We start from the raw sequence: 26306 nt of genomic DNA on the forward strand, positions 1-26306 counted from the left end.
GCACTCTTTTTTCCCGGTTACCCTGTTTCCGTAAAGGTGTCTATACCGAATGTATCACAGGGAATTTTTTTACCTGGTTTCTTTGGGAATACGCACTCACAATCTCGGCATATGCCCTGTCGATCCGCCCGCGGTAAAACGACAGATCGAAGGATTTCGCACACCAGGCCGGTTCCACCCGGTACCGTCTGGCATCGGTCACGATATACTGGATCTTCATGCCGGGCGCGATCCCGATCCCGTGATCCCGGTATGCCTGCACCGCCGCGCCTTCGATGCACCGGTGGGAGTACGTGAGCCGGCTGATCCGGTGGTTGATCACCATCTGCCTGGGATCCGCTGCCGGCAGGCTGGTTACCGTTTCCCGGAAAATATCCGCGACCTCTTTACCGGTCGATTTGAGTTCCGCACTATTTTTTGCACGCGCCATGACCGCGAACATCCGGCGCTGCATCTCCCGCACGTACTCCGGCGTATCGTGCCTTCGGGCGGCAACCCCCCGGACCCTGATGCTGCCATCCGGGAGCCGGCCGTAATACCGGTTGTAGGCACCAAACCCGTCCGCGAGCGGCAAAAAGACGATCCAGTCGAAGTGTTCTGCTTCAAGGGGCAGGCCGGTTTTACGCTCGACCCGTTCCCGGAGAGCCTCGACTGGTGACCCCTCCACCCAGAGGCAGTCTACGATCCCGTGCAGCACCTTGAAATCCATCTCCTCAGCAATATCCATAGCACCGATCCCTGCTGCACTGAGGGGGGTAAAGGGCTGGCCATGGGTGGTGTGAAAGTGATTTCTCACCGGTGGCTGGTGCAAGGTTGAGGGCTTTATCCTTCAACTCTCTATCGGGTGAAATCTGCCAGGAGGCTTTTCCGGTCCCGTACTCGCAGGTTTGCTGTAAAGGTTCGGGCGAGCAGGGGATTAACTGCCTGAGGAGGCAGGCCGATAGCTTTAGCGGTTTTTCTGGTAAATTCCATCAGGTCAGGAGGATCTGTACCGGCATTAGCAAGCACGGCTTCATGTATCATCTGGAGGTACTCAACTGCCTGGTCCATCCGTCGGTATGCCTCCTCTCCTTTTCTCGGTTCTTCCCATGCCGAGAGAAGAACCCGGATGCCGGTAAGTCTCCGAAGCCGTTTAACCGACTGCACGGATGCGAGGGCATCATCATAGACCGGTAGATCTCCCGTCACCGGTATCGCGTCACCTGAGAAAAGCGCCCCTTCACTGTGCATGAAAAGCGAGATAGACCCGGGCGAGTGTCCCGGTGTGTGGAATACCTGCATTTCCCCGGCTCTGGTCTCATCGGGCTCTATTGATTCCCCATCTTCAAGTTCGTGATCAAGCTGCACCGATCCACCAACAAGCGTGGCAAACCCCGGCACCGGCCGCTCGCGGTTCTGGAGTTCCACGTCCTCTATCCATGCCCGCTCCAAGGAATGCGCCGCTATACTGCACTTAGTTGCCTGTTGGATTGCCCGTGATGCCCCGATATGATCTGGATGCGAATGGGTAAGGATGATCAGTGCAATCTCTGACGGGTTGCGGCCGGTGGACCGGATAGAGTCAAAGATCTGCGCCTCACATCCTGCTACCCCCGTGTCGATGAGGGTGATTGTCTCACCGTAAACGAGATACGAGTATACGAACCGGTCGAGTGCGATACTAGGCGCTATCGGAACCCTGAACGAATGCCTGAGCGCGTGGATGGAGGGTGCCATCTGCATAAGAATTCCTTTGTGCGGATTTCGCAATAAAATTTGATGGCTCTTACGAACCGACCATGATCGGGGTCTGCATCTCGGGCGCTGTATTCTGCACGGGATGTAGTAATGCGAAGGTCTGATGTGAAGATTCTTTTGGCGGTTCCCGCACGATGTTCTCGGAGTGCCCGGTCAGGATCTGGTTCTGCTTTGCAAGTGCCGCAAGAATCTGCCGGTTTACTTCGAGGTTTTCCCAAGTAAGCGCGGAGATCTCTCCCATGATCTTTGTCTGCTCGGAGATCAAGGACGAGAGGTCATACGCGGATTTTGTTCCAGATTCTGCTGCAGGAATGGACAGCGGCCGTTTCTTTGCAAATTCGCTCCTTCGCTTCCAGATCTTTGAGATACTGACGAGACCTTTTTTTGTATCGGGAAACACCGTATGATATCTCTCATAAAATTCGTGGCTATCTCTGCATTGGAGGACAAGGTCGATCTCTGCTTCTTCGACCACTTGGTATTTGCGGACTGGGGTTTTTTGCATAGCACCGGATCCCTCCTGCACTGAGGGGGATAAAGTGCCGGCCATGAGTGGTGTGAAAGTGATTTTTTACCGGTATCTGACGCAAGATTGATGAGCCCCTGCATGAGAATAACCGCTATCATGTGCGGCCGGTACTCGCTTGCCTGTATCGACGATCTCTGCGGGAGATTCCGGGTGATCGACCCGGCGATCGGCTTCCGGTCGCACTTCAACATCGCGCCAGGCAGTACGAACCCGGTGATCGTGGTGGTTGCACGAGCGCGCCGAAGCGGTCATGATGCAGTGGGGTCTTGTGCCGCACTGGGCAAAGGACATCACGGCAACGTACCGCCCGATCAATGCCCGGGCTGAAGGTCTCGCGGAGAAGCCGATGTTCCGCGATCTTCTGCGGACGAAGCGCTGCATCGTTCTTGCGAGCGGTTTCTTTGAATGGAAACTGGAAGGCGGGCGCAAAGTCCCGTTCTACTTCCACGTACGAGACGATCCGGTCTTTGCCTTTGCCGGCCTCTACGACATCTGGCGCAACCCGGCGGGCACAACCTTTATGACGTATACGATCATCACGACCGCCGCAAAATCCCTGATGGCGCCCATTCACGACCGGATGCCGGTGATCCTCATGCAGGATGACGAGATGCGCTGGCTGTCCCGGGATGTTCTTTCCGCTGACGAGATGCACCGGATCCTTAGCCGTATCCTGTGGAGGGGATTGAGGCATACCCGGTGTCGAAGCGGGTGAATAGTCCGGGGGCGGATGATGAAAAGGTGATCGAGCGGGTGAGGGGGTTGTGACAGGGGATCCGGTTATCTTGTGTGGAGAAGGATCCGTAAAACTGCCGTTTTACCGTTTCCACAACCGCCAGCACCTTCCGGGAAAATCTGATCACTGGAACTGTGCTATTAGGTGTTTTTTTCTATGACGTGAAAATACCTCATGCACCCTGAATTCGTGCCTGTTTTTGGTGAATAGGTGCCTCCCGGCTGAAAAATGAGGGGGATCGGAACCCGTATAGAGGCAGAAATACCCGGTATCAGCTCAGGTCACCCATGGGAGATTCCATCCATTCCACCTGATGATAGTCCGATACATTTCGATTGTGTTATATGTTAACATGTTACAACTTAACGAGGTATTATGTTTGGATTACCGGATATAACCATCATTGTTTTTGGCGGGTTAACTGTCATCGCCATTGCAGCATTGTTGTATTGGGGCCTGACCTTCGGGGGGCATGACTAAATGGCAGACGTGCTGACTGTTGCGATCATTGCGTTTTACTTCCTGATCCTGCTCGGGATCGGGGTCTGGGCATCGCGCAAAGTCAAAACCGCAGAAGACTACCTTGTCGCCGGCCGCTCGCTTGGGTTCTGGGTCTTTGTCCTCCTGATGATTGGCGCGGTCTGCTCCGGGATGTCACTTCTCGGAGTCTCCGGACTCGGGTATCGTGCCGGCTGGCCGACCATGTGGGAACAGATCTTTGTCCCGCTTTCGATTGGGTTCTGCGTCATCTTCTTTGGCGTAAAACTCCATAACGTCGCAAAGACCTCCGGCTATGTCACCGTGCAGGACTACCTTGCACACCGGTACGAAAGTCCGACGGCACTCCGCTCGCTCTCGGCCATTGCCGGAATTATTGTTTCGCTCATCTATCTTGTCGGGCAGTACACCGCAATTGCCATTGTCCTCATGTGGCTCTTTGCAATCCCGCTCTGGCTTGCGCTTCTTATTGCAACCCTGGTCACGATGGCCTACACGACTATCGGCGGACTCTACGCGGTCGCATGGGCTTCCCTTATCCAGTCCATTATCCTTATTGCCGGGATCTTTGTCATGGCCCCGATCGTCATCTTCTATGCCGGCGGATTTACGCATGTTAACGAAGTCATTGCAACCGTTAACCCGAACCTTGTGATGCCGTGGATGCCGACCGGCGCATTTGCTCCTGCATACATTGTCTCGTTTGCGATCATGCTCATGGTAGGACTTGCCTGCGCACCGCACGTGATCAACAACGTGCTCGCGATAAAGGATGTTAAGTATTTTAAGTGGGCCCCGCTGGTTGCACTGCTGATCTACGGCGTGGCAATGTTCTTTTTAAAGTTCGCCGGTTTTGCCGGCCTTGTCATGGTAAAGGAAGGTGTCTTTACCCTGCCGGCCGTCTCGAACGCATCCGACTTTGTCATTCTTTACGGCATCCAGTACTCGCTCCCCATCATTGCACTTTGGGCAGTCTTTGCGGTGATCGTGCTTGCCGCTGTCATGTCGACCACCGACCGGCTGATGCTGACTATCGGTGCGATGTGTTCCTGGGACCTCTATAAGAAAGTCCTAAAACCGGACGCGAGCGACAAAAGCGTCGTTCTGCTCTCGAAAGTGATTGTGGTGCTCTCCGCAATCGGCACGATGATCCTTGCGATCAACCCACCTGATGCGCTTGCAAGCCTTATCTGGATGGGTATCGGCGTCATGCTTGCCACTTTTGCCGTCCCGCTCCTTGCCGGTCTCTACTGGCGGGGCGCAACACGAGACGGAGCGCTTGCGAGCATGACTGTCGGTCTTCTTTCCGCAGTCATCTTCGGAACTCTCAACTACTTCAAGATCACCCTTCTCGGCTACAACTTTGCCAATCTTCCTGTGCACTTCTCGTTCCTCCCGTTTGTCATCTCAATTGTGCTCATGATTGTTGTCAGCATGTTCACACAAAAAACAGACCAGAAGATCCTTGACGAGACCCAAACTGGGTGGTACATCTCAAAAGAATAATTTTTTCACACAATCACTTCCAAGTGCGAAAGAGAAGAACGTCGCATGTCCATTTAATAATTCCTTCTTGATCCGACGGACAATGGTAAAACGCCCTCTGGTTCAGGAGATTTTTTTAAACGTGGCGGCGATCTCGGCGCGGGGGAGCGGTCGCCCGCGCACCGTCATCGTCCAGCGTCGGGTGACACATTCGCGGGGCTGCATTGAGCGGAACAACGCCCGTACCTCACCTTCGGTGAAGTAATGGGTTGAGATCCCGTTTTTCCGTTCGAACGTGCCCGGTTCAGTCTCATGGCCGGTGCCGGCCCGGAAATCCCCGACCGAAAAACCGGAAAAAAACAGGGTTCCCCCTGCCCTGAGCACCCGTGACGATTCGTCAACACAGCGGACGCGTCCGGCCTCAGGCAGGTGCCCGATCACGTGGAACGCGATCGCCACGTCGAACGAGGCATCGGCAAACGGCAGGTGGCGTACATCGGCAAGGGCAATCTCCCCCTGTCCGGTCTTTGGGGCAAGAGACCTGCACAGGATCGCAGCGGAGATAGAAAAGTCGATGCCGACGACTTCGCACTTTTTTTCCAGCACTGCAGAAAAGGTCTTCCCGTTCCCGCACCCGAGTTCGAGCACGCGCTGGCCGGCGCGAAAAGGTGGAATCTGGTGGACCGCCCCGCCCCAGACCCGTCCCCGCCGGGAGTAATCGTTTTCCCAGCAGTCCGCATTGCGATCCCCGTTCATGTACCTGCACCTTTACCAGGCTCGATTGCACGATCCCGGGATGCAGGATGTGTCATGGAAGATGACCTTTAGTCTTCCGGATCATATACCTATTCGAGAAAGTGATGCGTCAGGTTCATGACATCCCGGTACTTGATGACCCCGACAAGGCGATCATCGTCATCCGTGACCGGCAGGGCCCGGAAATTGTACCGTTCGAATTCCGCCGATGCCTCTTTCAGGGTACTATCAGCATTTAACGCGATCACATTCTCGGTCATGATCGCGGAGAGCGGCGCCTTGTCATCCGCACTCAATAGTTCCTTTAAATCGATTACACCCAGCAGCCGGTTCTCGCCATCTACCACGTAGACATACATAACGACATCTTTTCCCCGTGCATGCCGGGGATAATCGTTCTGTACATACTCGACAAGGGTATCCGGGGAGAACGTGAGGATCTTCTGGGTTGTATAATGGATCACCTTCTCCTCCTGTTTTTCCATGATCGCCCGCAGGTTCCTCGCAGTATCAGGATTGAGCGCCGCAAGAATATCCTCGGCATCTGCATGCGGGATGACTGATAGGACGTCGGCTGCCTGTCCCGGGGTCATATCGTTGATGAGCAGGACGACCTTATCCGTTGAGAGCGAAGAGATGATATCGCGCTGCACCTGGGGTTCGATCTCTTCGAGCGTATCACTCGCATGCTCGTGTTCGAGTGTGGAGAAGAGCATGACCCGCTGATCGTGATCCATCTCTTCGAGAATATCCGCAAGATCGACAGGATGGATCTCAGAAAGTTTGTCTTTTAAGACATTCAGCTTGATATTACCCTTGAATCTCCCGATATTTGTCGGGAGCGGCTGAATGTATTTCCATGAGATCATCTGCTCTGCTTCGGAGTCGGCGTTAGTGTAGAGAATCTTTGCAAGTATTCCGAGGCCCAGCCTCCGGAGACGGGCTGCCTTTCCGGTATCAACATCGGTCACGTACAGTTTCTTGTTTCGGAGGACAAGCCGGATATCGTAGACTATCTCGACCTCATTCTCTTCAAGGTCGATCACTTTCTTGTCAAGGATATAATCACGGAGGAGAATGACATCATCGGTCGGTTCGATCTCATATGGGGTTAGATCTCCGATGGTGACCTCGATTCCCCGGCCTGTGAGGGTGTGGACATTCTCCCACGGGATAAGGAGACTGGGGTTGCCAAAAGACCGGGAGACGTACAATGACCGCACCTCCGGGATCTTTGCGGTCTCCGCAATCACGAGGTCTGCAAGCGATCCTATTTTCTTCCCTGAACGCAGGATAGGGACATTCAGGATATCGGAAAGAAGGATCCCGAGGTCCCCCGCCGTTACCGGTGTATTTGCAGTATCCGGCTGCGCCATCATGCACCCCCATGGACGATCGTCCAGAATTTGTACCCGAGCAGGATCACGAGAAAGATGAGATACAGCCTGAGGAAGAGAAGGGCAAATTCTGCTCCTTTTGAAAGTTTAATCTTGGGCGTTGCATATCTCTTGTTGATCCTCGTAATCGTCCCGGTCAATTCATGGATGGTACTTCCGATCCGTTCCCCGAAGATGCTTTCAATTGCTACCATTTCTCTCCCTTCATTATCCGAATAGGTTCGGGAACAGCGTACTGATACCGAACAATGTAGACACGATGATAATGCACACGACGATCGATATGTTTGCAATATTATCAAACAGGGTATTTTTATATTTCCCCATGATCTCCTCGCTGTTCAGGAGGATGATTAAAAATATCAGTGCCGCCGGCAGGAGGGTCACCGCAACGACCTGCACAAAGAGAGTGATCAATATCAGCGGAGCGTTTGGTATGAGAACCACCGCCCCGGCGGTGATCAGTCCTATGAAGTAATACACATAGAACCAGAACGCCTCTTTTACCTTATAGTTCAGCGAGTGCGCCCACCCGAAGACCTCACCGAATGCCCATGAGTTTGTGAGCGCTATGCAGATCGCGCCGAGGAAACCGGCATCGAAGAGACCGATGGCGACAAGCGTCCCTACCAGGGGGTGTACCCCCATGATAACCTGTGCGGCTTGTGCGGCACTCTCGATATTCATCCCGTAAAGGAGCGTGCCGGTCACGACAATCACGAAGATCGCAACGATTACGGTAAAGATCGCACCGATAAATGTGTCAAATTTGCCCCACGGAATATCCTTCTCCTTCATCTGCTTATCGACAACTGCGCTCTGCTGGAAGAAGATCATCCATGGTGCGATGGTCGTGCCGATATTTGCCATCAAGAAGAAGAACAGTTCCCCGTTAAATCCTCCCGGGAAATTGGGGATAATACCCGCCCTGAGAATATCGGAGACCGAGGGGTGGATGATAATTGCTGCCGGGATATAGATCAGGTTGACGAGGCAGAATGCCATGGTGATCTTCTCCCACGTCCAGTACCGTCCCGACATGACGATTCCGAGCATGACAAATATGACGATGACAACGGTGATTATGGGGGAGACACCGAAAATGCTGAGCGCTGCGGTCATACCGACAAACTCGGTGACCATGGTCAGCCAGTTGACGATACTAAGATCAAGAAGGGAAAACCAGCCCCAGAATGAGCCGAATGCACTGAAGATCGCTTCTGCATGCCCGTGCTTGGTGACGGCACCCAGCCGGACCGTCATCTCCTGCACGAAATACGCGACAGGGCCAAGAAGGACGAGGAACCAGATGAGGTTGTACCCGAATTTGGCACCGGTTGCTGCATAGGTGGTGATCCCGCCGGCATCGTTGTCTGCGATCATCACAATCAGGCCCGGACCAGCAAGCAGCAGGTAGATCTTGATAGTCTTGATAATCCGGCTGTAATTAAAATAGAATTTTGATAAAAAATCCATAGTACCCTTCCTTTCCTTCATTCAGTGCATTGTTTCTGTCATCCCCCCATTCGATCCCATTCGATCTGAATGGCAGTTGAAGAAAAGTTTCCCAAAAATAACGGGGCCGTTTCCTACCATCAAACAGGTAGATACCGGATTCATATATAATTATCCCGTTCAGCGGTGTTTTTTTGGTAATTGAACCCATTCATGAACACGCCTTGCCAGCACAGGAAATAATCTGCTGAGTTTAATCAGATAAAACCCAGATTTGGTGATTTAAAATATTTTCGGAAGCAGCTGCGTTTTTTTTGGGAAACCGGGGCAGGGGTATGCCGGCAGGTATCTGTTGCGGGCGCATTGAAGCATAATAAGGTAAAACAAGATACACTATTACTGAAATAGTAAAAACCAGAAAAGATCCCTTATACCAGAATCGGGGGAATGTCGTTTGAGGTGCGCGAAATGTTAGATATCAGGTTTGTACGGGCGAGCCCGGAGATCGTAAAAGCCGATCTGTTGAAACGAAATGCCCCGGAAAAGATTGCATGGGTAGATGAGATTCTTGCAAAAGACGCACGATCCCGCGAGCTCAAAGTACAGACCGATGAACTGCGGCGCCGGAGAAACACGATTGCACGCGAGATCAACGAAGCGCGCAAAGCGGGAAAAGATTCAGCCTCCTTGATGGCAGAAGCTGCCGAACTCCCGAAAATGATCAAGGACAACGACACCGAACAGGAAGAGATCAGAACACTTATCCGCACCAGGCTCATGCGCCTCCCCAACACCCTGCACGAGAGCGTACCGCAGGGAAAAGACGATACCGAAAACATCGAGATCCGGCGCGTTGGCACCCCGCGCACGTTCGACTTCGAGATCCGGAACCACGGGCAGCTTGCTGCCGACCGGGGCTGGGCAGACTTTGAACGGGCGACGAAGATCTCCGGCGCAGGCTTCTATTTCCTGAAAGGGAACCTTGTCCTCTTGGATCTCGCGCTCCAGCGCTTTGCTCTTGACCTGCTCGAAAAGAAAGGATTTACACCGGTTGTCCCGCCGTTCATGATCAACCGCAGTTCGTATGAGGGAGTCACCGATCTCGACGATTTCGAGAAAGTCATGTACAAGATCAACGGCGATGATGTGTACCTGATCGCGACAAGCGAGCACCCGATCGCTGCGATGTACCAGGACGAGATCTTCGAAGAAAAAGACCTGCCGCTGCGCCTTGCAGGCCTCTCCCCCTGCTTCCGCCGGGAGATCGGGGCACACGGGATTGACACAAAAGGGCTCTTCCGCGTCCACCAGTTTACAAAGATCGAGCAGTTCGTCTTCTGCAGACCCGAGGACTCCTGGCAAATCCACGAAGAATTGCTGGGAAATGCTGAAGAGATTTTCAAAAAACTGGAACTCCCCTATCATGTGGTCAACATCTGTACCGGCGATATCGGCACGGTAGCCGCAAAGAAATACGATATCGAGGCCTGGATGCCGCGCGAGAACGCCTACAAGGAGGTTGTCTCCTGCTCCAACTGCACCGCGTACCAGGCAGCAAGCCTCAACATCAGGGTACGGGACAAAGAGAATTTCGAGTCAAAACGGTATGTCCACACCCTCAACTCGACCGCGATTGCCACGTCAAGGGCGCTGCGGTGCATTTTAGAGAATTGCCAGAACAAGGATGGATCGGTGACGATTCCGGAAGTCCTCAGGCAGTACATGAACGACCGGGAGTTCCTGTAAAATCCACTTCCCGTTCACCTCTCCTTTTTTATCATCAAAAGCAAAACATCTGATAAATACTTATTTGCCATAGGTAATGCAAGAGTATACCAGGGAACGTGGTACTATGGGCTATCCCGATTTGAAAAGTGACGAGTCCATTATTCTGACAGCACAGCATGTCAAGGTGAAGTCTGTGCCGTTCGAACTGGTGCTCACCAACCGGCGCCTTATCATCATCGACAGCGAGAAGAACGTTGTCCCTACTCAGCAGATCCCGCTGATAACGATACGGAACGTAGCAACCGGGGAAAATGCAATCCGCGACCCGGTTATCACGCTGACCATCCTGACCGATACGGCGGATACAAGGGAGCTCGCGCTTACCTTTGCCCTGCAGACTGCCGGCGAGCGCAAACGCGAGGCGGGCGAATGGGTAAAAGCCCTCAAGAAACAGATTTCCGAAGCGATATCATACCCGGTTGAGATGGTGCCGGATGCGCAGATTTCCGGGGAAACCCATCAGGAACATACCGGTACTCCCGGTGTAAAAAAGGGGATCGAGATTTCCCGCCCCATAAAAAAGATTGTGGTGGACACCAGCCACCTGCCTCCGAAACCTGTCGAGACCACGTCGCTCCCCGAGGGATCTTTCTGCGGCCGGTGCGGGAACCGCATCCCCCAGGGATCGACATTCTGCAACCGGTGTGGGACCAAGGTTGCCACCCCGGGAGAAGAGGCGGCAGCCTCCGCAACCCCCGGGCAGATTGCCACGGCCCCGGCGGTTGCATCTGGATCGGGTGACCGTAAAGGCCGGCCCATTGAGCAGATCATCCACTCGATTGAACCCCTGATTGAGGATTCGGTGCCCCGCACGGAAGCTGCCCCGGCAGTCCCGGAACCGGAAAAGGCACTCTTTGTTCCTGCCGACGCACCCGCAGTACCGACAGCTGAAACAACTCCCGCCGCGGCAGAAACGACGGTACCGGGAGCGGAACCGGTCGCAGCACCGGCAGTACCGCCCATACCCCCGGTTCCTCCATTGCCACCGGTTCCTGCAGCACCCCGGAAAAAACGGACAATGATTCTTTCGGGGGTCATAATCCTTATCGTGATCATCGCTGTAGCAGCCGGCGGATTTATGGTCATGAATAACATGCAGAAAAATACCGAAATTATGCCGGTGACAACAACAATACCCACCACGTCCACAACCATGCCGACACTGAGACCGACGATGGTCATGACAACAATCGTTACAACGGCAGTGCCGACAACCGCACAGGTGCTTGTCCCTTCGACAGGAGTCTGGGCTAAAGTCACATACGATAAGATCTACACCGGTCTTATAGGTACCCCGGGTTCACAGGTTGAAGTAACAGATACCGGCGATCACTTCTATATTATTCCCACCAGTGGCGGTACAGTTGCCGTAGATCTCCAGAAGACAGATGGCTCTGGTGACGAGCTGAAAGTTATCATCTACAAGGAGGGTAATGCGGTAAAAACATTGTCAACGACCACCCCCAAGGGCAGAATTGACCTGCAGTTTGCCCTTACAACTCCGACACCTACCCCGACACCTCTCCCCACACAATCCCTTATGTCCAATGTGACAACAACGGTAAACGCGGCGAACAGCACGGCGTGATGATGGACGGGACTAAAAATTATTATTTTATCTGGCCGTGCGATGTGTATAGGGTAGAGAAAATAATAATAAACTTTTGTTGAGGGGTGTATCTTGAAACACCGGAACCTGTATGCAGGAATTCTCCTGCTCTTTATGCTCGCGGGTGCGGCAGCTGCATCCGGTTCGACACAGTCGTATCTGGGTAACATCGTTAAACTCTCGGGATACTGTTATACCAGTTCGACCGTCTACCTCTTCCTGACCGGGCCAAACCTTCCGGCGAACGGCGTTGCGCTGGATAACATCAACCGTCGGGCGGACCAGGGCGGGTTTACCGAGGTCAGCGTTGACGATCACGATCACTGGGAATATGACTGGGGCACAAGTTCCCTCGGTGGAGGCCTTGATGCCGGAATATATACTATATATGTGGTTGACAGCCCCAATGATCGCTCCAATCTGGATGAGGCGAGATACAGTACGATTTCCGTTTCCCTGGGCAACCCAAGCATCAGTGTCGTCACCGCAACCCCCGGCATTCCCGGCAGCTTTGACCTCCGCTCGGTACCGGATAATGCCTCGGTGGTAATAAATGGGAACTATAAAGGCAGCACACCGCTGAACGTGTCCGGTCTCGATCCCGGCACATACACAATCACGTTCTCCCGGTTTAATTATGAGAAATTCACAACACCGGCAACGATTGAAGCGGGAGCGGTAACTGAAGTGAACGCAACGCTCCAGCCAAAGACCGGGGCCCTTGTTATCAACACAACCCCTGCCGGTGCACATATCCTTCTTGACGGGAACAATGGGGGGACAGCGCCGTTCACGAGCACGAACCTTACCGCTGGCAACCACACGATCAATGCAACGCTTGAGGGGTATGTCCCTGTCGAAGTGCAGGCATATGTGATTGCCAACCAGACGGTGACGAGTACGATTGAACTGAAAAAAAATGCCACAATTTTCCCGGGCTTTTCAGCTCTTGTCCCGGTTCCAGTAACGATCGGTGCCTGCACCGTGGCATTCCTGCTTTTTGCGTTCCGCCGTCCGCGTTCTGGTGCGTAAAAACGGTCGGGGGCTCTGTTAACATGTTGGGAGATAATCAATTTTTCTATGCCTGAAAAAATATACTATACCTCAACAAGTTAACAAAACCCTGCTTTGGAGAATCTCTAACTCGTGCTCTTTGAAAAATGAAGTTAGAGAATTTAACCATCAGTATAAGAGTGCTGCTATGGGGATTTGAACCCCAGTCGCGGGCGTGAAAGGCCCGCATGATTGGCCGGTCTACACTATAGCAGCGTATTGCTCTAACTAGTTTTACTCTACCTGATAAATAGGTTATGGAAACAGGCACAGGAGAGTAACGGAGTCTTCCCGCCAATTATCGTTAAAAAAAAGGGTAATGTACTATTTCAGTCCCTAAATCCAGGAGGGATTTACGATGGAAAAAATAAGAAAATCTGCGAACCTAAAATGTATGGTGAAAAAGTACATCTGTCAATGACCGGAAAACACTGACGCTTCAGGGGCTTCGCCCCGCCGCTATGGCGCCCCGGTTGCGATAGTGTGGTATTACATGGACCGAAATTTTTGGTAATACAGAAGAATCGCATGCGCCCTCGCCCCCCCATGGGGGCAGGGCTGGCGCAAGGGGGGAGCGGACGATTGTCAGAACCAGAGGTTAGGGGCTAGATTGGCACTTTACCAAAAAAAATTTATCTCTTCTTTGGTGCAGCGTTCTTTGCCACACTCTTCTTTGCTGCCGTCTTTTTGATCGCGACTTTTTTCATAACGGTCTTTTTTGTGCCTGTAACTTTCTTTGCGATGGGGTATCCTTCCTTTGCAGTTACGGCATGGAACGCTGCCATCAGCTGGCGGGTAATGGGGCCGACCTTGCCCGAGCCAATGACCCTGCCATCAACCCACGTGATGGGGCCAATTTCAGCGGCTGTGCCGGTGCAGATGAGTTCGTCCGCGGTGTAGAGATCGAAGTACCCGAGGTTCTGCTCCCGGAAGGTGATCCCGAGCGACTCTGCGATCTCTTTTACGACCATCCGGGTGATGCCCCGGAGGTTGTTGAGCGTGTGCGGGGTAATGATCTCGCCGTTCTTGACGATATACAGGTTGTCGCCCGAACCCTCTGCCACGTACCCGTTCGTGTCAAAGAAGATCGCCTCGTCGCCACCCTTGTAGTTCGCCTCGATCTTCGCGAGGATATTGTTGAGGTAATTGAGACTCTTCACGTTGGGTGGGAGGGACTCTGCGGCGTTTCTCCGGACCGAGACAGTGATCGCTTTGAGGCCCTTCTCGTACAGGTCGCCGTACATCGCGCCCCAGGTCACGGCAATGACAATAACCGAGGCTTTCTCGCACTTGCGGGGGTCAAGGCCGAGGTCGCCGACGCCCCGGGTGATGATCGGCCGGATGTAGGCATCTTTGAGCTTGTTCCGGCGCAGCGTCTCGCAGATCGCCTCGGTCATCGCTTCTTTTGAGATCGGAGGCTGGATATCGACCGTCTTTGCCGAATCGTAGAGCCGGTCGAGATGTTCCTTTAACCGAAATATCCTGCCGTTGTAAGCGCGGATCCCTTCAAAAACACCATCCCCGTATAACAGGCCGTGATCGAACACGGAGACCTTTGCAAGGCCTTCGGGGAGGTATTTCCCGTCAATGTAAATGATCATATTGTGTTATGGGATGTCGATCGTCTTGTATTTTTTCTTTGATCCGGTGCGGGTGATGATGTGGGCATCAGGCAAATCATTCCTCAATAATGAGGGGATCGTTGCAGATCTCTGTAATTACGATGTGTGCCGCCGCCCCCGAAGGGACGCTCCCGCGGCGGATCAGGACGGGTAAAACCGCACTCGCCCCATCGTGTGCCTTGGAGAGGCCCTGAGGCGGGGAACCCTCCTATTATTTACTAGGGTCTCTGCTGACCGGTGATGCCCGGTCTTTTTCCTCATCCTTCTCTAATGCAGCCCTTTCGATCACTCAAAGTAAAAATACGAATAAAAAACAGCACCCAGTTCTCGCACCTAATGAGCCACTTATCACTTCCGGCTCCGGCAACCATCGACAAAGTTCCGGAACATCTCCCGGCTTCCCACCGGGTGCAGGTGCGTGTAACTCCCAAGCGTGTTCTTTATTACCGCACCGTCCAGCATCTCCCTGATCCCGATCCCCCGCGAAAGTTTGTAGGCAAATTTTGTCGATGGATCGAGTGCCACTTCCGAGTAATGAAACTCATGGCCCCGGAACCGGGCTGCACCCATTGGGCACTGGGCATTACTGACACCCTCTACGTAGCTGACCACGCGCCGGGCCGGCATCCGGGTATCGCCCGGGAACACCCCACACATCGCTCCGGAGAGTTCAGTCTCCCGACCCTGCCAGCCTTTATTAAGTACCATCCGGTTCGTGAGATACATGAGCCCGCCACACTCTGCATAGATGGGTGTACCGTTCTTTGAGACATCACGAATTGCTTCCCGTATCCGGTCGTTCGCCTCCAGTTCCGGCACGAAGAGCTCCGGGTATCCCCCGCCGATAATGAACCCATCCGCATCCGGCAGCCGGTCGTGAACAGGGCTGAACTGCACGACGCTTGCCCCAAGCGATGGGAGAACATCAAAGAGATCAGCATAGTAGAAGTTGAACGCCTCGTCGTAAGCGACCCCGATGCGCATATCCTGCTCCGGAGAGGGATTGAGCAGCGAGGCTTTTTGACATGACGGGATCCCTTTTGCAAGCGCAAGGAGCCGGTCGAGATCCACGTATCTTCCGATAATGTCGGTGATCGTCCGGATCCGCTCGTCAAAATCCCCCCGGCCCGCTCCCTCGCGGTACGGGACAAGGCCGAGATGACGCATGGCAAGCTGCATCTCGTCCATCCGGGGGATCGCGCCGATGACCGGCACACCACAGTAATATTCGATCGCCCGCGTCGCTTTTTCCTTGTGCGAGCCGCCTTTGACCTGGTTTAGAATGACGCCGGCGATCCTGACATCGGGATCAAATGCCTGGAATCCCTTCACGATCGCAGCGGCACTCCGGGTGATGCTCTGCGCCGAGACCACGAGCACCACCGGCAGGTCGAGCGTCTTTGCAATTGCGGCCGTACTGCCGGTATCATCCAGCGCCTCAGCCCCTTCATAAAGGCCCCGCACCCCTTCGACCAGTGCAAAGTCGGCGCCCCGGCACCCGAACGAGAAGATATCCCGGACCTGGCGGTCGCCGAGCGCAAAATTGTCGAGGTTCCGGCAGGGGCGGCCTGAGACCGCGGAAAGGTACGAAGGATCAATATAGTCCATCCCAACCTTGAAGGTCTGGACAATGCCCCGTTTTTTCAGGAGAGCTGCAAGCGCGAGCGTAATGCTCGTTTTCCCGCTACCGGACCGGTCGCCGGTAATGAGCAGCGCTTTCATACAAGGCTCCGGAGCACCGCACCAAACTCGCTCTCCACGATCTCCCGCACGCCCAGCGTCTTTGGGTGGAGGTCGATCTCAACGAGCACATGCTGGTGCCCGATTGCATGAAGCGGCGCGACCTGACGGGGACCGTTTGTCACCGAGAAGCACTCGATTCCGTTCGTGTACTCTGGGGGAATCGCGTGCGGGACGCCGGCAATAATGGCAAACTGCGGGGCAAGTTCCCGGAGACGGGCCCCGAGTATGTCACCGTTTGCCCCATACTCGTCCAGCGCCCCGTTTATCTCCAGCGGCACGCCGCGCTTTGCCATCTCGTCCCGGATCCGCTGTGCATCCGCCCGCACCTTGGGCAGGCCCCGGTTGTCGAGATTTGCGATGTACGTAATATTCGCGTCGGGGCAGGCATCGTGAAGTGCGATTAGTTCGTCGGCAAACATATAAGCCGTCTCTTTTTTGGCATTTAAGATCGCGACTCCCTTTGCCCCGCTTTTCGCGCATTCGATAAGGCGCTGTGCGGCTACGTGCTTTAAGTCTCCCCGTGAGGGTTCGATGTATGCCTGCGACGCGGCGCCCCGGATTTTTTCGACCTCGTTTGCTTTTCCCATGAGCCGGTACTGGCGTGCGAGTTCGTCTTCGGTGATCCACCCGGCTTCCTTTGCCGCATCAAGGGTCGCAAGCACGCCGGAAATATTCTCGGGAAATCCTGCATGGATGTCCACGGCAATTGTCGGTATCGTGATCCCCGCGCTGTCAATGGCCGATGTGAGATCCTCGCCGATGATCATCGAGACGCAGGTTCCAATCACGGCCATCCTTTTTGGGGAAAACGTATTTTCTGCGTATCGCAGTATCTCTTCGAGTGGCTTCTGGCCGCCAAAGATAAACTCGTTGTCCGCAAGTGCGGTCGTAAGTACCCGCATCCCGTCCTCTTCGAGAAGCCGGGCGTGCTTAAACGAGCAGCCCGATGGGCCGTGCAGGATCGCCACATCCACCTTGAGGTCGCGTGCGGTATAGAGTGCGGCCACAATCGAACTCGGACGGGGGTGCATGAATCGTGCTGGCATACCAGTTACCTCCATGTCTTGACCGCTAGCACAATAGCACCGGTCGTTGTTTTTTCAAGAGCACAGCGCTCGGCCTCCTCAAGGGTCGGACAGACTGCGTCGATTCTCCACGGGACAGAAGACCCGGATTTTTCTTTATGTTCCGGGGGATCCCCCACCCAGATGACCGAGCGGGGCCGGATCGTTTCGATTGCCGATACGATCTGCTCATAAGGGAACCCTTCACAGACGGCACCGTCTCCTTTAACCGTCCCGATCACCAGCGTGATCCCAGGAGATCCTGCACAGGCACGGGCGTATCGGGCGGCCTCGACCGTTGTTTCAACCGTTGTGCCGCTGTTTGCATTGTCGATGACAAGAACGTTTTTGTGTTTTCGTACCGACATGCGACCCGCCACCCCGGAAAAGGTGGAAAGCGGTGCGGGATCGTACCCGAGCATCACCGCGGCCGTTGCGGCAAGGGCAAGTGGGACCCGGTACCCTTGCAGGGCTAGCAGGGGATTCGTAAACGCTGCAGTTTGGACACCCGACGTGATGGTGCAGGTCGTGCCGGAGACGCTGGCAACATTGTCCAGCTGCACTGCATCCGCATGTGCAACGGCCGGGATACCGGGGGCGAGCAGGAGATGCCGGCTTTTTCCGGCCGATGCAATCTTTTCTGCGAGCGCACTTTTTTTCTTGGCTGCGCACCGGTAATCTGACGGCGACGTGATGATGGTCAGGTCACCGGCGCCGGTCACCCCGAGAGACTCTTCAGCGACAAGCCAGCCGTGAAGGGATGTCGCATTTTCTGCGGCCGCAAGCACCGAGGCCGGCGTGATACTTTTTTTAAAAAGCCACCTTCGCCCGGGCATCGCATACGTCCCGGCCGATGTATGCAGGACGCCGGGGCCGGGCAGCAGGTGCGCAAGTGCATGCGCCGTAGTCGTTTTTCCCTGCGCCCCGGTGATCTCGATCATTGGATTGGGCAGATGGCCTTCGAGCAGTTGTCGCACTGCTTCGTGATGTGATATGACCAATGCCGATACGGTACGTCCGGCAAGCAGCGGGTGTGCAGGGTCAAGGTGGACCGGGGCAACAATGAGATCGTATGTCTCTTGTGCAGCCCGTTCTGCCGCATCCGGTGTCGTACCCCGGTATACGTCCACCATGTCAACAGCGTGACCGGCACGGGCAAACGCTGTACCAATCTCGCAGCCGCCATGGATCGTATCAAGTACCAGGATCCGCATATTCCGTGTCAGATAAGCGTGAGCGCTTTGCGTGCGTTTTTGACCATCAGCTCTGCTAGCAGCGGATCGATTCCGATGGGATCGGCATAGACGAGGGGTATGGATTTTCCGTTGAGTACAAACGTACCTTTCTTTGTTCCTTCGGGAAGGCCTATTTCAGAGGGAATGTCTTTTTCGATGTGGACCCCTTTTGCAAGAAAGAGCGGTACGACCACAAGCACGTCGATATTTTCTTTTTTGAACTCGGTAAGTGCATCCCTGATGGAAGGTTTATTGATGTTCATAAAACCGCATTTGACCACAAACTCGGAGGTCTGAGCCGCGATCAGTTTTCCGGTAGACTCAATGAGTTCCTTGTTGTAGGGCATTGTGCTGCCATGGCCTACAAGTAACATTCCCTTCGTAACCATGTAGATAACCTCAATGTTATGTTTTTTTTCAGATGGTTCACTATTGGTTTAGAACAACGAATACGTAATGTATGACAAATTGAGCATTATCGTAATAATTTTTATCGTTTTGATCTTTATATTCGTGTTACCAGTCATTGATCTTCAGTACTTAAAACAAGTCTTCTTTTCATTTGATCCGTTACATCCACCCATCAGTCACGAGAACCGGGAGCAGAAACACAGGGTAAGATGCGATGGTGAAGGGGGTATAGAGGCATTCTCCATCATATTTTCGGACTCTGCGTATTTGAATACACCCACCACTTTCACTTCATGGACACACCAACCCTGTGCAGGGTACAAAAAGCAGTATTGAAGTTTTCCGAATCCTTCACCATCTCATATATCCGGTTTGCGCAGAATGAGTACAGCTTGCGCGAAAAACGAACGGAAGTTATTCATCCCGGTTCTGGTGTGTTGTCGTGTCTTTCGACGTGAACACCGAAAATTTGCGGTTTTCGTGGTTTTTAAAAAACAGACAGTGAAGTCAGGAACTATTTNNGGAGGATGGATTGACAGGAAATTGTAAAATGAATAAATTAAATACCTTATCGATGGATATGATGCAGTGATCGTTATGATGAGATTGAAAAAGTACTCCCTGTTCGTAGGATTGATTATCCTTCTCGCAGTCTTGGCAATACCCGGGGCTGCCGCATCGGATAGCACGCAGCCGGGCTATATCACTGTTGGATTAATGCCGGTCGCACAATTCGATGCACACTATGCTGCATACTCTGTCGTTCCGACATTAGTCTCATTTACTGATACCTCTCTCGGGTCAACCCCGATGACATACCAATGGGACTTCGGCGACGGGTCTACATCCACAAACCAGAATCCCACGCACTCCTACATCCAGCGTGGAACCTATACTGTGACCCTTACCGTGAAGAACGCATATGGGACCGACACCGCGATCAAGAAAGATTGCATCTCTATTGGCATGGCCCCAAAAGCTGATTTCGTTGCAAACCCGACAAGTGGCAATGTTCCAATGAACATCGCATTCACCGACAAGTCCACGGGCATTGCAACCACCTGGAATTGGAATTTCGGTGATGGAACAGGTTCAACAGAACAGAACCCGTCCCACACCTACTGGACTGCAGGTGTCTACACCGTAACCCTGACAGTCTCCAATGATTACGGCAGTTCGTATAGCACGAAAAACCAGTATATCACGATTGTCGGTAACCTAGTATCGAAATTTTCCGCCAACCCGGCAACCGGCAAAGCTCCGCTGACTGTCACGTTTACTGATCTATCTCTCGGTACCCCGACCACATGGAACTGGGATTTTGCCGACAATACGACATCCACCGTGCAGAACCCAAGCCATACGTTTAACACTGCTGGATTGTACAAGGTTACGCTGACAGTTACCCGCGGTACTGACACAGATTCTTCGATCCAAACCCTGAATGTTGGCGGCGTACCCCAGGTGGATTTCGCAGGCAATCCCAGATCAGTTAGTACCGGTGACATGGTCCAGTTCACGGATACCTCATTGAACTCGCCCGCCAGCTGGGCCTGGAACTTTGGCGACACGGCAACATCCACCAACCAGAATCCCAGCCACTCATACCAGGTAAAGGGTATTTATACGGTTACCCTCTCAGCACAGAATACCAATGGGATAGGTACGGAGACAAAGAAAGGTTACATCAATGTCGGAATTCCACCCACAGCGGATTTCATTCCGGTTATCGCCCCGTACGTGATAGGGAAGGTACCGATGTCGGTTAACTTCATCGATAAGTCTACCGGTCTCCCTTCTTCCTGGAACTGGAACTTCGGCGACGGATCAACATCTGCTGACCAGAATCCGTCACACGTCTACCAGACTAAGGGGATCTACACGGTCACCCTGACAGTTAAGAATACCTTTGGTTCTGACACCATGGTCAAAAAAGGCCTCATCTCTGTTGGTAACGGCGGAGGTGCTGACTTTTCTGCCAGCGCGACTACGGTCGGGGTTGGCTGGATCGTGTCATTCACGGATCTCTCCACCTTCGCGCCCACGCAATGGAGCTGGGACTTCGGAGATGGGACCACAGGTCTCGGCCCGAAACCTGATCACGTCTATCATACTATTGGGGTCTATGACGTCTCTCTGACTGCATCAAGCCCCTATTTCACCGACAGCGTTACTAAAAAGCAATATATTACGGTCCTCAATATCCCACGTGCAGACTTTGTTGCAGACAAGATCCGTGGCGGTGCACCAATGAATGTGACGTTCACGGACAAGTCCTCCAATGGACCAACCTCCTGGAAATGGGATTTCGGTGACGGTGCAACTTCTACTGACCAGAACCCCAGCCATACTTATACCACCCTTGGCTCGTACACCGTGACCCTGACTGCCTCAAATGTGAACGGACAGGATTCAACAACCAAAGTCAATTACATCATAACCACACTTGCACCGGTTGCCGCTTTCTCGGCGGACCGGCGTATTGGCAATGCACCATTCCTCGTCCAGTTCACGGATATGTCAAGCAACAACCCGACCTCATGGAAATGGAACTTTGGCGACTCGGCTACATCCACTGAACAGAATCCCCGCCACATCTACCAAGCCGAAGGTTCGTATAACGTCAGCCTGACAGTAACAAACCAGTATGGCAGTGACACGTCATACAAATCCGGCATTTCCGCGCCCACGATTACCGCTGCCCCGACAACAGTAAGCGTTACCGCTGCTCCGACAACAGCGGCAACTGTTGTGGCCACCACGATTCCGATGACTACCCAGGCACCCATGCCAGCGGCAGTCTCCGTCGTTGCTTCTGTCATTGCGGTGCTGGCAATCGTATCTGCCAAACGAAAATAACCTTTTTTTTTAGTTCCAACATCGTTTTATACCCCCCCACAGTTAGAACAATCAAAAAAATCGTATTGTATGTTGTTTTTTGTCTGGGATGGGCTGAGTATTTACGTGACTCCCTGCCGTATTTCACCTAAAAAATCACAATTCTTCATGAAATAGGAGAGTTCCTACGAGGATCCAGGCAGGTCGGATCCAAAGACATTTCTGGTGCGACCTGCAACAGATATGAACTTATGATGGATGCATTCGAACGGTTCGGCCTTATAATCAATGACCACGTGGTCAGGACACCAGTAGCGATTGCATCCATGGCGGGTATCGTGGATGCCAGGTACGTGCTCGACCGGAAAGCACATACAGGAGTTGCGTTCATTGGCGGATACGCGATCGATGTACCCACCATGGATGCGGCGCGGGCGATAGCGGCCGACGGGGAGCGCAAAGAATTTCTCTATGACAATCCGGTGGCCGCGCTCCGTGCAGAGATCGATCAGCTCAAAACCTGCGATGTGGTCACCGGCATCAACCTCCGGGGCAGTTCCCCGACCTCTTTTGCTGCCATCGCGGATTCACTTGGGGATGACGTAGTCTACGAGATTGATGCCCACTGCCGGCAGGCGCCCATGGTCGCTGCAGGCGCCGGGGAATATTATCTTAAAAATCCCGGGGCCCTTGTCGCTGTCGTAAAGGCCCTCAAGGCAAAGGAAGTCACGGTTTCGGTGAAGATGCGCGCCGGGGTCGCCGCAAACGACCGGGCGCTCGTACGGATGCTATGGGGGGCCGGTGCCGATATCCTGCATGTCGATCTCATGGATACCGGCATTGCAAAACTCCGGCAGATCCGGAACAGCTGTCCACTCCTTATCATCGCAAACAACTCCATTACGACATTCGATAAAATGCGGGATATGCTCTCCCACGGCGCCGATATCGTCTCGCTCGCGCGGCAGTCCGATGAGCACACGCTCGCCGGCCTTGACGCAGCAATCACGCGGTACGCCGATGAGGAGGGATGGTATAACTCCCCAAAGCAGCTCTGCCGGGGCGGCGATCTCAGGGCGCTCACGTTCTGCTGTATGCCGATTAAGGAGTGCCCGCTCATTCCGGCGCTCTCGCGGATCGGGCTTTCTAAGGAAGAGTATGTCCGGTTAAAACTGGGTGCAGTGAAAGGAACGCCACTTGAAGGAGGCCCCCACACATGCTTTGGCAGCCTTGCGTGGTGCTGCAAGACCTCCTCTCCCTGTATGTTCCGGGATATGACGCTTGCACAGGCCGGCATCCCAAAGAAAGAGTATATGCGCCGGAAACACGAGCTCTCAGATATCGTAATGAGCCGTGTGTTCCATGACGTCCCACCTGATGAGTGCTGCTGAACGGGCACAGCTTGCGATGATGCTTGAGGTCTGTGCCTTCCCCAAGCCAGGGAACGTGGACCGGTGCCACGATTACCCTGACACGAGACTCGAACATTTCCTTGCATCCACGATCTTTGCCCGGCCGGCACTGGAAGAGGCTGCATCCGGTAAAGGGAGGATCGGCGAGATTATCGGGCACGCAGTCCGGCAGACAAACGTGCACACCGGGGGTAACACACATTTTGGTGCATTTATCCTCCTTATCCCGCTTGTGTATGGCGGCGGTATCGAGGGTGCCGTAAAGGCGATCGCAACAACCGATGTCTCCGATGCGGTCGCATTCTACAAGGCGTTTCGTCTCACCTGCGTCCGGATGAACGCAAAGGACGAGCTGGACGTAAACGATCCAAAGGTACTAGACGAACTCCGCGAGCGTAATATGACCCTGCTTGATGTGATGCATCACTCTTCCGCAAACGACATGGTCGCCCGTGAATGGAACAACGGTTTTGTGCTGACTAGGCGCGGTGCCGATATCCTCCACCAGATCGGGCCGGGCCGGGAGGCGATCGTGGAGATGTTTCTAACGCTGCTTGCGACCGAGCCCGACACGTTCATCATCAAAAAGCACGGCCGGGCGGTCGCTGAACAGACCTTGGCCAAAGCCCGTGAGGTGCTTGACGGCCGGCGGGTGCTGGAAACCTTCGATACGGAATGCATTGAGGCCGGCATCAACCCGGGCTCGATCGCAGATATCACGATTGCGGCGATCTTTATCGCTCTTGGAGAGGGATGGGAATGGGACTCATAAAAGGTGGCATCAACGAAGTGATCGCCACTACTGCATTCAACGCGGCGCCGATCGGTATCCATTTTCGGGACAAAAAGGCAAGCATGATACTTTTCTCCGGCAGCCACACCGCAGAAAACATTGAGCGGGACAGATGGGTGGTTGCAAACATCATCCACGATCCCGTGCTGTACGTGCGGACCGCGTTTGAGGATCTCCCTCGAGATGCGTTTGCAGAAGAGCCGGTATCGGGACGGATGATGTACCGGCTTGCCGGTGCCGAGGCCTGGGTCGCATTTACCGCAGCAGTGGAGCGTAAGACACATGAAGCAATGATGGTCCGGCTCACGCAGGAAAAAGAAATCATCGAAGAGGTGGCAGTGCATCCGGTGAACCGGGGGTTCAACAGCATTATCGATGCAACCGTGCACGCGACCCGGTACCGGGTGAACCATGAGACAAAACTCCGGCACCTGATCGATTACCACGCGGATATCGTGCAGAAATGCGGCGGGAAAAAGGAGATTGAGGCACTTGAGCTGCTGATGAGATATGTCGGGGAGTGAGCGGATAAGGAAATCCGGGCCCCAGGGAACTTTTTTTAAACATAAAAAAACGAGAATTGCAAATGGCATACTATTCGGGGAAGGTAAACCGCAGTTACAAAAGATAACAATTCAGGAAAACAGGGTTTTTCCCGTGAATAAAAACAAAAACCGTCAGCACACCCGGGGCACCGGGTCGCCCATAGGCGGCTCGATGAACCGTTCGCCGCCGATCGCCGTCTCCATGATCACATGGGAACCGGCAACAACTCTTCCGACGATCGCAGCATCCCTGCCGTAATTGTGCGAGCGGAGCGCCGCAAGGATTGCATCAGCATCCGCGGCCGGCACGCCCATCACCACTTTGCCCTCATTTGCCACTTCGAGCGGGTCGATGCCGAGCATCCCGGCTGCACTTTTTACGTTCCTGCGGACCGGGATGCGTTCCTCCTCGATCCTGACCTGAACGCCGCTCTTCTTTGCCATCTCGTTTATTGCGCTCGCAAACCCACCTCGGGTCGGATCTTTCATCGCATGGATGGTACCCACGTCAAGGACATGCTCCATCATCCCCCAGAGTGGGGCGACATCAGACAGGATCTGCTCACCGAGATCGAAGCCCTCGCGGTGGGCCATGATCGCAATGCCGTGATCGCCAAGGGTTCCCGAGACGATTATCACATCACCAGGCACAAGGCCATTGTCCCGAACGATGGTCTTTGCGATACCGATCCCAGCCGTATTGATCGCGATCCCGTCAAGCGCCCCTTTCTCAACAACTTTCGTGTCCCCCGTGACAAGGCATGCTCCGGCCTCCCCGAGCGCCTCGTCCATTGAGCGGACAATTTTTTCGAGATCTGCGACATCGAATCCCTCTTCGAGGATCATCCCGCACGAAAGAGCGACCGGGCGCCCGCCCATCATCGTCAGATCGTTGACCGTTCCGCTTACCGCGATTCTGCCGATATCCCCCCCCGGGAAAAAGATCGGGCGCACCACGTGGGAATCCGTGGTAAAAACAATATTGGTGCCGTTGATGGGGATTACGGCCCCGTCATCGAGCGATTCAAGGCCGATCCCGCCGGCATTGTTGTGGGTAAATTTCGTGAGCGTCTGGAGCAGTTCGCCCATCACTTCACCCCCGGCGCCATGCATCATATTGACTTTCATCTAATCCGCCACCTCGATCTCGACATTGGTTACGACAATCTCCCGGCCCCGGACCACTTCCGGCAGCGCGCCGCAGCGGGGACATACATAGATCTCATTTCCCGCATACCCGCAGGGGCATTTCGTCTCGGGTTCCACCTCAGTGCAATTAAGGACGGCCGCTGTAAAGAGAGGGTCGTCCTCTTTTATCGTATCAAACAAAAAGATGACCTGCTCGGGATTCACCATTGCCATCTTCCCCACATCGACACTGATCTTTTTTACCCGCGTTGCACGGTGATCAAGCGCTGCTTTTTTTGCAGTTGCGTACAGATCATAGGCAATACTGTATTCGTGCATCAGGGCATGACCTCTGATTCTTTGTTAATTTTCCACCCATCTATTCGGGATCGTGCTAACATTCTGATCATTAGTTAACGGGGAAAATTTAAAAGGGTTGGTCTCACGTCAAGAACCCTTTAGACGGGTCTTC

Annotated in this window: 24 protein-coding genes and 1 tRNA gene; 10 read left to right on the top strand and 15 right to left on the bottom strand. The window is 53.8% G+C overall.

Annotated elements, in window-relative coordinates:
- Window positions 1-40: 40 nt before the first annotated feature.
- The 3 genes from QZN75_RS00945 to QZN75_RS00955 form a co-directional block, all read right to left on the bottom strand.
- On the bottom strand, window positions 41-727 hold the full coding sequence (locus QZN75_RS00945) for a hypothetical protein (protein ID WP_292423564.1): 687 nt from the start codon (window positions 725-727) through the stop codon (window positions 41-43).
- A 110-nt stretch (window positions 728-837) separates the two neighbouring features.
- Window positions 838-1722, bottom strand: coding sequence for an MBL fold metallo-hydrolase (locus QZN75_RS00950; RefSeq protein ID WP_292423566.1), 885 nt, complete (start codon window positions 1720-1722; stop codon window positions 838-840).
- Between the two features lie 43 nt (window positions 1723-1765).
- Window positions 1766-2242, bottom strand: a complete 477-nt coding sequence (locus QZN75_RS00955) for a hypothetical protein (RefSeq protein WP_292423568.1) — start codon at window positions 2240-2242, stop codon at window positions 1766-1768.
- A gap of 102 nt (window positions 2243-2344) precedes the next feature.
- On the opposite strand from QZN75_RS00955, the gene QZN75_RS00960 reads away from it, so the two are divergent.
- From QZN75_RS00960 to QZN75_RS00970, 3 genes are all read left to right on the top strand, one after another.
- Window positions 2345-2593: a hypothetical protein gene (locus QZN75_RS00960; RefSeq protein ID WP_292423570.1), complete on the top strand. Its 249-nt coding sequence runs from the start codon at window positions 2345-2347 to the stop codon at window positions 2591-2593.
- Window positions 2517-2981 carry an SOS response-associated peptidase gene (locus QZN75_RS00965; RefSeq protein WP_292423572.1) on the top strand — a complete coding sequence of 155 codons (465 nt, stop codon included), beginning with the start codon at window positions 2517-2519 and terminating at the stop codon, window positions 2979-2981. Before QZN75_RS00960 ends, QZN75_RS00965 begins: the two co-directional genes overlap by 77 nt.
- A gap of 501 nt (window positions 2982-3482) precedes the next feature.
- Window positions 3483-5006: a sodium:solute symporter gene (locus QZN75_RS00970; protein ID WP_292423574.1), complete on the top strand. Its 1524-nt coding sequence runs from the start codon at window positions 3483-3485 to the stop codon at window positions 5004-5006.
- Between the two features lie 102 nt (window positions 5007-5108).
- On the opposite strand, the gene QZN75_RS00975 is transcribed toward QZN75_RS00970, so the two are convergent.
- The 4 genes from QZN75_RS00975 to QZN75_RS00990 form a co-directional block, all read right to left on the bottom strand.
- Entirely contained in the window at window positions 5109-5741 is a 633-nt protein-coding gene (locus tag QZN75_RS00975; protein ID WP_292423577.1) for a class I SAM-dependent methyltransferase, read from the bottom strand.
- Window positions 5742-5830: 89 nt separating this feature from the next.
- The gene (locus QZN75_RS00980; protein ID WP_292423580.1) at window positions 5831-7120 is read right to left on the bottom strand and encodes a magnesium transporter MgtE N-terminal domain-containing protein; all 1290 of its coding nucleotides are present in this window, start codon (window positions 7118-7120) and stop codon (window positions 5831-5833) included.
- The gene (locus tag QZN75_RS00985; RefSeq protein WP_292423583.1) at window positions 7117-7332 is read right to left on the bottom strand and encodes a hypothetical protein; all 216 of its coding nucleotides are present in this window, start codon (window positions 7330-7332) and stop codon (window positions 7117-7119) included. The genes QZN75_RS00980 and QZN75_RS00985 overlap by 4 nt, the downstream gene beginning before the upstream one ends.
- Window positions 7333-7345: 13 nt before the next feature.
- The gene (locus QZN75_RS00990; RefSeq protein WP_292423586.1) at window positions 7346-8614 is read right to left on the bottom strand and encodes an NRAMP family divalent metal transporter; all 1269 of its coding nucleotides are present in this window, start codon (window positions 8612-8614) and stop codon (window positions 7346-7348) included.
- Between the two features lie 447 nt (window positions 8615-9061).
- Here QZN75_RS00990 and serS point away from each other — a divergent pair, with 447 nt between their 5' ends.
- The 3 genes from serS to QZN75_RS01005 all read left to right on the top strand — a co-directional run bounded on the left by serS (window position 9062) and on the right by QZN75_RS01005 (window position 13022).
- Window positions 9062-10339 carry a serine--tRNA ligase gene (serS, locus tag QZN75_RS00995; protein ID WP_292423589.1) on the top strand — a complete coding sequence of 426 codons (1278 nt, stop codon included), beginning with the start codon at window positions 9062-9064 and terminating at the stop codon, window positions 10337-10339.
- A 106-nt stretch (window positions 10340-10445) separates the two neighbouring features.
- Entirely contained in the window at window positions 10446-11969 is a 1524-nt protein-coding gene (locus QZN75_RS01000; RefSeq protein WP_292423592.1) for a zinc-ribbon domain-containing protein, read from the top strand.
- Window positions 11970-12062: 93 nt separating this feature from the next.
- Window positions 12063-13022, top strand: a complete 960-nt coding sequence (locus QZN75_RS01005) for a PEGA domain-containing protein (protein WP_292423595.1) — start codon at window positions 12063-12065, stop codon at window positions 13020-13022.
- 162 nt (window positions 13023-13184) lie between these two features.
- On the opposite strand, the gene QZN75_RS01010 is transcribed toward QZN75_RS01005, so the two are convergent.
- From QZN75_RS01010 to cfbA, 6 genes are all read right to left on the bottom strand, one after another.
- Window positions 13185-13259: transfer RNA gene (locus tag QZN75_RS01010), tRNA-Glu, on the bottom strand.
- Between the two features lie 416 nt (window positions 13260-13675).
- On the bottom strand, window positions 13676-14644 hold the full coding sequence (gene ilvE / locus QZN75_RS01015) for a branched-chain-amino-acid transaminase (protein ID WP_292423597.1): 969 nt from the start codon (window positions 14642-14644) through the stop codon (window positions 13676-13678).
- A gap of 369 nt (window positions 14645-15013) precedes the next feature.
- Window positions 15014-16387 carry a Ni-sirohydrochlorin a,c-diamide synthase gene (cfbB, locus tag QZN75_RS01020; RefSeq protein ID WP_292423600.1) on the bottom strand — a complete coding sequence of 458 codons (1374 nt, stop codon included), beginning with the start codon at window positions 16385-16387 and terminating at the stop codon, window positions 15014-15016.
- Window positions 16384-17454, bottom strand: coding sequence for a Ni-sirohydrochlorin a,c-diamide reductive cyclase catalytic subunit (gene cfbD / locus QZN75_RS01025; protein WP_292423604.1), 1071 nt, complete (start codon window positions 17452-17454; stop codon window positions 16384-16386). Before cfbD ends, cfbB begins: the two co-directional genes overlap by 4 nt.
- A gap of 5 nt (window positions 17455-17459) precedes the next feature.
- Complete coding sequence (cfbE, locus tag QZN75_RS01030; protein ID WP_292423607.1) at window positions 17460-18686, bottom strand: coenzyme F430 synthase; 1227 nt, start codon at window positions 18684-18686, stop codon at window positions 17460-17462.
- Window positions 18687-18694: 8 nt separating this feature from the next.
- Window positions 18695-19096 carry a sirohydrochlorin nickelochelatase gene (gene cfbA, locus QZN75_RS01035; RefSeq protein WP_292423609.1) on the bottom strand — a complete coding sequence of 134 codons (402 nt, stop codon included), beginning with the start codon at window positions 19094-19096 and terminating at the stop codon, window positions 18695-18697.
- Between the two features lie 619 nt (window positions 19097-19715).
- On the opposite strand from cfbA, the gene QZN75_RS01040 reads away from it, so the two are divergent.
- The 4 genes from QZN75_RS01040 (at window position 19716) to QZN75_RS01055 (ending at window position 24685) form a co-directional block, all read left to right on the top strand.
- Window positions 19716-21977: a PKD domain-containing protein gene (locus tag QZN75_RS01040; protein WP_292423612.1), complete on the top strand. Its 2262-nt coding sequence runs from the start codon at window positions 19716-19718 to the stop codon at window positions 21975-21977.
- A gap of 230 nt (window positions 21978-22207) precedes the next feature.
- Window positions 22208-23347, top strand: a complete 1140-nt coding sequence (locus QZN75_RS01045) for a methanogenesis marker 9 domain-containing protein (RefSeq protein WP_292423615.1) — start codon at window positions 22208-22210, stop codon at window positions 23345-23347.
- Entirely contained in the window at window positions 23334-24140 is an 807-nt protein-coding gene (locus QZN75_RS01050) for a triphosphoribosyl-dephospho-CoA synthase (protein ID WP_292423618.1), read from the top strand. The genes QZN75_RS01045 and QZN75_RS01050 overlap by 14 nt, the downstream gene beginning before the upstream one ends.
- Window positions 24128-24685 (top strand): DUF447 domain-containing protein, encoded by a 558-nt coding sequence (locus QZN75_RS01055; RefSeq protein WP_292423621.1) that lies wholly within the window; start codon window positions 24128-24130, stop codon window positions 24683-24685. The genes QZN75_RS01050 and QZN75_RS01055 overlap by 13 nt, the downstream gene beginning before the upstream one ends.
- Window positions 24686-24838: 153 nt before the next feature.
- Here the strand turns inward: QZN75_RS01055 and hypE are convergent, their stop codons facing one another.
- The gene (hypE, locus tag QZN75_RS01060; RefSeq protein WP_292423624.1) at window positions 24839-25834 is read right to left on the bottom strand and encodes a hydrogenase expression/formation protein HypE; all 996 of its coding nucleotides are present in this window, start codon (window positions 25832-25834) and stop codon (window positions 24839-24841) included.
- Window positions 25835-26173: a hydrogenase maturation nickel metallochaperone HypA gene (locus tag QZN75_RS01065; protein ID WP_292423627.1), complete on the bottom strand. Its 339-nt coding sequence runs from the start codon at window positions 26171-26173 to the stop codon at window positions 25835-25837. It lies immediately after the preceding gene.
- Window positions 26174-26306: the final 133 nt, after the last annotated feature.

The organism is Methanoregula sp. (assembly GCF_003170075.1).
Taxonomy (GTDB): Archaea; Halobacteriota; Methanomicrobia; order Methanomicrobiales; family Methanospirillaceae; genus Methanoregula.

Bases quoted from the DNA above. Each gene is read 5' to 3' on its own strand.
- QZN75_RS00945 (WP_292423564.1), bottom strand. From the start codon at position 727: ATGGATATTGCTGAGGAGATGGATTTCAAGGTGCTGCACGGGATCGTA.
- QZN75_RS00950 (WP_292423566.1), bottom strand. From the start codon at position 1,722: ATGCAGATGGCACCCTCCATCCACGCGCTCAGGCATTCGTTCAGGGTT.
- QZN75_RS00955 (WP_292423568.1), bottom strand. From the start codon at position 2,242: ATGCAAAAAACCCCAGTCCGCAAATACCAAGTGGTCGAAGAAGCAGAG.
- QZN75_RS00960 (WP_292423570.1), top strand. From the start codon at position 2,345: ATGAGAATAACCGCTATCATGTGCGGCCGGTACTCGCTTGCCTGTATC.
- QZN75_RS00965 (WP_292423572.1), top strand. From the start codon at position 2,517: ATGATGCAGTGGGGTCTTGTGCCGCACTGGGCAAAGGACATCACGGCA.
- QZN75_RS00970 (WP_292423574.1), top strand. From the start codon at position 3,483: ATGGCAGACGTGCTGACTGTTGCGATCATTGCGTTTTACTTCCTGATC.
- QZN75_RS00975 (WP_292423577.1), bottom strand. From the start codon at position 5,741: ATGAACGGGGATCGCAATGCGGACTGCTGGGAAAACGATTACTCCCGG.
- QZN75_RS00980 (WP_292423580.1), bottom strand. From the start codon at position 7,120: ATGATGGCGCAGCCGGATACTGCAAATACACCGGTAACGGCGGGGGAC.
- QZN75_RS00985 (WP_292423583.1), bottom strand. From the start codon at position 7,332: ATGGTAGCAATTGAAAGCATCTTCGGGGAACGGATCGGAAGTACCATC.
- QZN75_RS00990 (WP_292423586.1), bottom strand. From the start codon at position 8,614: ATGGATTTTTTATCAAAATTCTATTTTAATTACAGCCGGATTATCAAG.
- serS (WP_292423589.1), top strand. From the start codon at position 9,062: ATGTTAGATATCAGGTTTGTACGGGCGAGCCCGGAGATCGTAAAAGCC.
- QZN75_RS01000 (WP_292423592.1), top strand. From the start codon at position 10,446: ATGGGCTATCCCGATTTGAAAAGTGACGAGTCCATTATTCTGACAGCA.
- ilvE (WP_292423597.1), bottom strand. From the start codon at position 14,644: ATGATCATTTACATTGACGGGAAATACCTCCCCGAAGGCCTTGCAAAG.
- cfbB (WP_292423600.1), bottom strand. From the start codon at position 16,387: ATGAAAGCGCTGCTCATTACCGGCGACCGGTCCGGTAGCGGGAAAACG.
- cfbD (WP_292423604.1), bottom strand. From the start codon at position 17,454: ATGCCAGCACGATTCATGCACCCCCGTCCGAGTTCGATTGTGGCCGCA.
- cfbE (WP_292423607.1), bottom strand. From the start codon at position 18,686: ATGCGGATCCTGGTACTTGATACGATCCATGGCGGCTGCGAGATTGGT.
- cfbA (WP_292423609.1), bottom strand. From the start codon at position 19,096: ATGGTTACGAAGGGAATGTTACTTGTAGGCCATGGCAGCACAATGCCC.
- QZN75_RS01040 (WP_292423612.1), top strand. From the start codon at position 19,716: ATGATGAGATTGAAAAAGTACTCCCTGTTCGTAGGATTGATTATCCTT.
- QZN75_RS01045 (WP_292423615.1), top strand. From the start codon at position 22,208: ATGATGGATGCATTCGAACGGTTCGGCCTTATAATCAATGACCACGTG.
- QZN75_RS01050 (WP_292423618.1), top strand. From the start codon at position 23,334: ATGAGTGCTGCTGAACGGGCACAGCTTGCGATGATGCTTGAGGTCTGT.
- QZN75_RS01055 (WP_292423621.1), top strand. From the start codon at position 24,128: ATGGGACTCATAAAAGGTGGCATCAACGAAGTGATCGCCACTACTGCA.
- hypE (WP_292423624.1), bottom strand. From the start codon at position 25,834: ATGAAAGTCAATATGATGCATGGCGCCGGGGGTGAAGTGATGGGCGAA.
- QZN75_RS01065 (WP_292423627.1), bottom strand. From the start codon at position 26,173: ATGCACGAATACAGTATTGCCTATGATCTGTACGCAACTGCAAAAAAA.